Here is a 6,471-nt window from a genome sequence, read left to right on the forward strand (position 1 = left end):
AAATTAATGAATACGTCTAAATATAATAAAATTGCTGAAGAATTAAAACCACCAAAACAAGTTGGTAAACATTGTTTAAGTGCATTTATTTATGGTGGAATCATTGGAGCTATTGGTCAAGGGTTATTGGATTTTTATATGATGATTTTTGATGTGAATGAAAAAGAAGCTACACCAATGATGATAATTACTATTGTTTTAGCAGCTGCGATTTTAACAGGATTAGGTCTATATGATCGTTTAGGTAAAAAGGCTGGGGCAGGAACATTTATTCCTATTACTGGTTTTGCAAACAGTATGACTTCAAGTGCATTAGAAGCTAGAAGTGAAGGATTAGTGACAGGGATAGGGGCTAATATGTTTAAATTAGGTGGAACTGTAATTACATTTGGAATAGTTGCATCATTTGTTTTAGGAGGAATTCGTTATGTCTTCAGTCTTATCTGGTAGTTCAATGATTTTAAAGAATGTATATGTAAGATCAATTGGTACTACTGCTGGAATAGATGAATTTAATGGTCCATTAGGCGATTATTTTGATCGCCACTATCCAGATTTTCATTTTGGCAATGATTCATATGAACAAGCAGAAATAGCAATGTTACAAGATGCTATAAGTATTGCATTAAAAAAGGGAAAGTTAAAAAAAGAAGATATAAATGTGTATTTTGGTGGGGATTTAAATAACCAAGTTACAGCAAGTAATTATACTGCCAAAGATTTTAATAGACCATTTATGGCTATGTATGGTGCTTGTGCAACAATGGGATTAGTAATAAATACGGCTTCAATGTTAATTGAGAATCATAGTTTGCATAATGCCAATTGTTTTGTTTGTAGTCATAATGCTACAGCAGAAAGACAATTTCGCTATCCAGTAGAATATGGTGTACAACGTAAAGAAACAATGACAACTACGGCTACTGGAGCAGTTAGTGTAATTCTTGATAATAATCCGAGTTCAATCAGAATTGAGTCATTGACTATTGGCCGAGTTATTGATTTAGATCAAAGTGACCCAAATGATATGGGTAGAGCTATGGCTCCTGCAGCTTTTGATACTTTATGCAATCATTTAACAGATTTAAATCGGCAGGCTACTTACTATGATTTAATTGTTACAGGAGATTTATCTGATTATGGTAAAACGATTATGAAAGAATTAATGAAAGAAAATCATGTCAGTTATAAAGAATATGATGACTGTGGCAGTTTATTGTATAGTAGTGATCAGGATGTTAATCAAGGTGGAAGTGGACCATCATGTAGTGCTTTAGTTACATTTGGTTACTTGTATCAAAAAATGTTGAAGCATAAATATAAACGAGTTCTTGTGATTACTACAGGAGCTTTGTTATCACCAGTGATGACTAATCAAAAACAAAGTATTCCTTGTATTGGACATGCTTTTAGTTTGGAGGTAGTAGAATAATGAATTATCTTTTAGCATTTATATTTTGTGGCCTTGTTTGTGTAATCGCTCAACTTATTTATGAGTATACAAAATTAACACCTGGTCATATTACTAGTATGTTCGTGGTTATCGGGGCTTTTTTAGATTTATTTCATATTTATGATAAACTAGTTGAAATTTTTCATGCAGGAGCATTGCTTCCAATTACTAGTTTTGGTCATTCATTAATGCATGGAGCATTAGCAGCAACGAAAGAATTTGGTTTTTTTGGATTAGCCTTAGGGATATTTGATTTAACCGCCGCAGGTATCAGTAGTGCTATTTTATTTGCCTTTCTAGTTGCTGTTTGTACAAAACCTAAATCATAATGAAGAACCCATCTTTTGATCTCAATACCCGAACCCTCGATTTTGAAAATGAAAAAGTAACAGTTAATTATGTTTCTAGTCTTTGCTCAGATGATTTAATTGCTTATTTAGTTGAAGGAATTACTAATCACCGTGGTGAAACATTAAAAGATTGTTTAAACAATGGTGATGTTAAAGAAGAACCAGATTTAGAAAAAGCCCAATATGCCATGCTTACAGGTTGTGCAGTAGTTGGTTATCGTGATACTCAGTATGTATTAGATACAAGACGTTTTCCAAGCCGTTCTGTAGAAGAACCAGAAACGGAAAAGAGTGTTCGTGGTTCTAAAGACGGTTTTAATGAGTCAATGCTTACATGTGCAGGACTGATTCGCCGTAGAATTAGGACAATTGATCTTGTCATGAATAAACAAACTATTGGTAAAAATAATCCTTTAGATATATGTTTATGCTATTTAAATGAAAAAGTTGATCAGAGTATGTTGCAAACGATTCTTGATCGTATCAAAGAAATTAGAAATGAAGATTTAGTTATGTCTGATCGCGCGGTTGAGGAAATGATTTTAGATCAGGGTTATAACCCGTTTCCTTTAGTTCGTTATAGTGAGCGTCCTGATGTTGTTGCAACTCATATTATACATGGGCATATTGCTATTATCTGTGATACTTCTTCGTCAGTTATGATGTTACCAACTACTTTATTTGAAATTTTAGAACATGTTGAAGAACATCGTCAAACTCCGATTATTGGTACCTTTATTCGATTGATACGTTGTAGCGCGGTTTTAATATCGATATATTTAGTACCTTTATGGATCTTATTAACAAATAATGGCAGTCTAGATTTAGTATTTTTAGGACAAGTATTACTAGTTGAATTAGCGATTGAATTGCTTCGGATTGCAACTATCCATACCCCTACATCTCTGTCAAATGCAATGGGGATGATAGCTGCAGTATTATTAGGCCAGTTTGCAATTGATTTAGGTATTTTTAGTGAAGAAATATTACTTTTTTGTGCTATAGGTGATGTTGGCGGCTTTGCAACACCAAACTATGAATTATCGCTTACAAATAAGTATTTAAAGATATTTTTAATTATTTTTTCTGGACTTTTAGGATGGATAGGATTTATTATTTTCCATATTATTTTAATTAGTTATTTAGTTTCTTTAAAACCATTAGGAACATCTTATTTATATCCTCTTTATCCATTTGATGGTAAAGAAATGCTTAATTTTATTATTCGTAAACCAAAAAGAAAAAAAGGATCATAAAAGTCTCAATTATTCAAATAATTGAGGTTTTTAGTTTTAAAAGAAATCTTCTAATGAAGTAACTTATGTGCTATAATAACTATTGCGTAATTAAAAATAAGGGGGTTATATCATGGAATATCAAGTTGTAATTGAAGATTTTCAAGGTCCATTAGATTTATTATTACATCTAATTAAAGAAAAAGAAATGGATCTAGAAACATTAGAATTATCTATTATTGCAGATCAATATCTACAATATATCCATGCTATGGATCCATCTTTATTAGAATTAATGTCAGAGTATTTAGTTATGGCAGCTGATTTAATTGAAATGAAAAGTAAGATGCTTATTCCTAAAGAAAAAGTTACAATCAATGATGAATATCAAGAAGATCCACGCGAAGCATTAATAAGACGTTTAATTGAATATAAAAGATATAAAGATGTACTTGATGAGATTCGTGAAAAATATGAACAGCGTCAAAATATTGTAATTAAACCAGCTGAATCAATGGATGAGTATATTATAGATACAAGTTCAATGATTCCTAATGATTTAGAAGTTTATGATCTTATGAAAGCAATGCAGAAGATGTTTCAGCGTAAAGCGATGATGAAACCATTAGATACCCATATTGCTAAAAAAGATATTTCAATTGATGAAAGAACTGAGCAAATCAGGGATTATTTTAAAACTAGAGTAAATAAAAAAGTTAAATTTGAAGATTTATTTGATCGTCATGATCGATTCTATTTTATTGTTACTTTTATAGCTGTTTTAGTTTTGGCTAAGGATAAAGAGGTTGAAATAATTCAGGATGGATTATTTACAGATATATATGTGGAGGGGAAAGTTTGATGGAAGAAACGAGTTGTCTAGATGAAAAGATTAATTATTTAGATATCATTGAAGGAATGTTATATCTTGCTGGAGATGATGGTATAGATATTAAACAGGTGGCTGGAGTTTTAGAAATAAGTCGTAAAGATGCAACATTATTAATGGATCAATTTACACAAATGTATGAAAATAAAGATATGAAAGGTATTATTTTAGTTAATTTTGGGGGAAGATATAAATTAGCTACTAATAGTGAATACTTTATTTATTATCAAAAAATGGTTGAGCAAAGTAGTGCAAGTCTTTCTAATGCTGCATTAGAAACATTAGCAATCATTGCTTATAATCAGCCAATTACCAGAGCTTCAATTGAAGATATTCGTGGCGTAGGCTGTGATGCAATGATTCGTAAATTAGTAGCTAAAGCATTAATTAAAGAAGTTGGACGTGAAGATAGTCCTGGAATGCCGATTTTATATGGGGTAACAGATGAATTTATGGATACATTTGGTCTTACATCATTAGACGAATTACCTGATTTAGCAGATATAGTTGAAGTAGATGATCAAGAAGATATATTTGCAACAAGATATCGTGAAGATACAGGTGAGATAAAAGAGGAAAGTAATGAAAGCCATTAAACATTTTAAAACAATTACTAAACATAAATATTATGTAATGAAATTATGTTTTAAATTTGGTTTATATAAGCAGGGATTAAAACATGATTTATCAAAATATTCGTGGAGTGAGTTTTCTACTGGCGCTAGATATTATTTAGGTTATAAATCACCAAATAGTAATGAAAGAGATCAGATTGGATATAGTAGTGCCTGGCTTCATCATAAAGGAAGAAATAAACACCATTGGGAGTATTGGATTGATTTTACTAGTAAGGGAATTGTTGCTATTGAAATGCCGATTAAATATGTAGTGGAAATGTTTTGTGATCGCGTAGCAGCAACAATGGTTTATCGTGGAGAAAATTTTGATTTTACAGCACCATTAGATTATTATAATAAAACAAGGTTTTATTATATTATCAATGAAAAAACTGACTATATCATTAAAGATATGTTATCTCATCTAGCAAAGACTAATCTAGATGAAACGATAAAATATATTAAAAAAACATATTTATCTAAATAAATGCATCCTGTTGGGTGCATTTTTGTTGTTCTTATGTTGATTAGATAGTAAGATATGATTAGAGGTAGAGGTTTTATGGAGGAAAGATAGGATGGATATTTGGGAAAAATTATATCGAAAGGCAAAAGAAGAATATAAACCTAGAGAAGTATCACCTTTTATTTATGCTCATCATGTTGTATGTGCATTAGAAAGTGAAGATGGTAGAATATATACAGGTTTTTGCATTGAAAGTTGTGGAGGAGTTATGGATTTATGTGCAGAAAGAGTGGCAGCACTTAATATGTATATGAGTAGCGGACAAACTGTTATTAAAAGAATAATTACATTTCGTGATGAACCTCCTGTCGAAGTAAGTGGAATGCCTTGTGGAGCATGTAGAGAATTTTTAATGCAGCTTTCTTTAAAAAATAAAGATACAGAAATTATGATTGATTACAAGGGAAGAAAGACGATAAAATTAGAAAAATTATTACCTAACTGGTGGGGATTGATGCGTTATGAAAAATATGATTAAAATAACTGACTATTGTAAAAATAATATATTTGAGATATTTAAAATTGCAGATGAATTAAAACAAGGAAAATATAAAAATATTTTAAGTGGTAAAACTATTGTGATGTTTTTTCCAAATACAAGTATCAGAACACGTGTAACATTTGAAAAAGGAATCTACTTATTAGGAGGACAAGCAATACTATTTCCGACTGAAGCACTTGATAAAAAAGAATCATTAAAAGATGTATGTGGATATTTAAATAATTGGGCTGATATGATAATTGTTAGACATAAAGATATTAGGCTGATTAAGGAGTTATCTGCATATGCAAAAATACCTGTTATTAATGCAATGACAGATATTAATCACCCTTGTGAAATTATTGCAGATATGTATGCTCTTTCTAAAATTAGAAAAGATTTTATTAATGATAAATATCTTTTCTGTGGTGAAAAGGGTAATATTGGGTTAGCTTGGAAAGAGGCTTCTAAAGTAATGGGCTTTGAATTAGTGCAATGTTGTCCTAAGGGATATGAGATGGAAGGTTTAGTAACATCAAATAATTTATTGGAGGCAATAAAAAATAAAGATATAATTTGCGTTGATTCGATTCCTAAGAGTCTTCTTAAAGATTTTAAAAATTTTCAAATTACTAAAGATGTTATGGCAATGGCAAATAAGGATGCTATATTAAATCCATGTCCACCATTTTATCGTGGTGAGGAAATATCTGAATCAGTTATTGATTCAAAATATTTTGTTGGTTATGAATTTAAAAAGTATCTACTTGAAGTACAACAAGCAATTATTGTTTATTGTTTAACACAATAATTGTATAGTTTTTAATGGAATTGGATAATTAGTTATATTTATATAATTATTGATATATTAGAATTTAAATAGTGAAAATTTATTGCTGATATATGCAAATAATTAGTAT

At 30.2% G+C, this 6,471-nt stretch carries 9 protein-coding genes; all 9 read left to right on the forward strand.

Going from position 1 to position 6,471, the window contains the following annotated elements; genetic code table 11:
* Window positions 1–6 precede the first annotated feature (6 nt).
* Complete coding sequence (gene spoVAC / locus ACLR9T_RS09910) at window positions 7–450, forward strand: stage V sporulation protein AC (RefSeq protein ID WP_413109383.1); 444 nt, start codon at window positions 7–9, stop codon at window positions 448–450.
* Complete coding sequence (locus ACLR9T_RS09915; protein WP_413109384.1) at window positions 428–1,432, forward strand: stage V sporulation protein AD; 1,005 nt, start codon at window positions 428–430, stop codon at window positions 1,430–1,432. The genes spoVAC and ACLR9T_RS09915 overlap by 23 nt, the downstream gene beginning before the upstream one ends.
* Window positions 1,432–1,782 (forward strand): stage V sporulation protein AE, encoded by a 351-nt coding sequence (spoVAE, locus tag ACLR9T_RS09920; protein WP_413109385.1) that lies wholly within the window; start codon window positions 1,432–1,434, stop codon window positions 1,780–1,782. The genes ACLR9T_RS09915 and spoVAE overlap by 1 nt, the downstream gene beginning before the upstream one ends.
* Complete coding sequence (locus ACLR9T_RS09925) at window positions 1,782–3,059, forward strand: spore germination protein (RefSeq protein ID WP_413109386.1); 1,278 nt, start codon at window positions 1,782–1,784, stop codon at window positions 3,057–3,059. The genes spoVAE and ACLR9T_RS09925 overlap by 1 nt, the downstream gene beginning before the upstream one ends.
* 112 nt (window positions 3,060–3,171) lie before the next feature.
* A complete protein-coding gene (locus ACLR9T_RS09930) occupies window positions 3,172–3,900 on the forward strand; it encodes a segregation/condensation protein A (RefSeq protein ID WP_413109387.1) in 729 nt (242 codons plus the stop codon).
* Window positions 3,900–4,523 carry an SMC-Scp complex subunit ScpB gene (gene scpB, locus ACLR9T_RS09935; RefSeq protein WP_413109388.1) on the forward strand — a complete coding sequence of 208 codons (624 nt, stop codon included), beginning with the start codon at window positions 3,900–3,902 and terminating at the stop codon, window positions 4,521–4,523. The genes ACLR9T_RS09930 and scpB overlap by 1 nt, the downstream gene beginning before the upstream one ends.
* Entirely contained in the window at window positions 4,510–5,031 is a 522-nt protein-coding gene (locus ACLR9T_RS09940) for a DUF5662 family protein (RefSeq protein ID WP_413109389.1), read from the forward strand. Before scpB ends, ACLR9T_RS09940 begins: the two co-directional genes overlap by 14 nt.
* 91 nt (window positions 5,032–5,122) lie before the next feature.
* Window positions 5,123–5,548, forward strand: a complete 426-nt coding sequence (locus ACLR9T_RS09945; protein ID WP_413109390.1) for a cytidine deaminase family protein — start codon at window positions 5,123–5,125, stop codon at window positions 5,546–5,548.
* A complete protein-coding gene (locus ACLR9T_RS09950; protein ID WP_413109391.1) occupies window positions 5,532–6,362 on the forward strand; it encodes an ornithine carbamoyltransferase in 831 nt (276 codons plus the stop codon). Before ACLR9T_RS09945 ends, ACLR9T_RS09950 begins: the two co-directional genes overlap by 17 nt.
* Window positions 6,363–6,471 lie beyond the last annotated feature (109 nt).

It is taken from the genome of Thomasclavelia sp. (assembly GCF_047249845.1).
Taxonomy (GTDB): domain Bacteria; phylum Bacillota_I; class Bacilli_A; order Erysipelotrichales; family Coprobacillaceae; genus Thomasclavelia.

Excerpts from the sequence above, each read along its gene's own strand:
- spoVAC (WP_413109383.1), top strand. The coding sequence starts at position 7 with ATGAATACGTCTAAATATAATAAAATTGCTGAAGAATTAAAACCACCA.
- ACLR9T_RS09915 (WP_413109384.1), top strand. The coding sequence starts at position 428 with ATGTCTTCAGTCTTATCTGGTAGTTCAATGATTTTAAAGAATGTATAT.
- spoVAE (WP_413109385.1), top strand. The coding sequence starts at position 1,432 with ATGAATTATCTTTTAGCATTTATATTTTGTGGCCTTGTTTGTGTAATC.
- ACLR9T_RS09925 (WP_413109386.1), top strand. The coding sequence starts at position 1,782 with ATGAAGAACCCATCTTTTGATCTCAATACCCGAACCCTCGATTTTGAA.
- ACLR9T_RS09930 (WP_413109387.1), top strand. The coding sequence starts at position 3,172 with ATGGAATATCAAGTTGTAATTGAAGATTTTCAAGGTCCATTAGATTTA.
- scpB (WP_413109388.1), top strand. The coding sequence starts at position 3,900 with ATGGAAGAAACGAGTTGTCTAGATGAAAAGATTAATTATTTAGATATC.
- ACLR9T_RS09940 (WP_413109389.1), top strand. The coding sequence starts at position 4,510 with ATGAAAGCCATTAAACATTTTAAAACAATTACTAAACATAAATATTAT.
- ACLR9T_RS09945 (WP_413109390.1), top strand. The coding sequence starts at position 5,123 with ATGGATATTTGGGAAAAATTATATCGAAAGGCAAAAGAAGAATATAAA.
- ACLR9T_RS09950 (WP_413109391.1), top strand. The coding sequence starts at position 5,532 with ATGAAAAATATGATTAAAATAACTGACTATTGTAAAAATAATATATTT.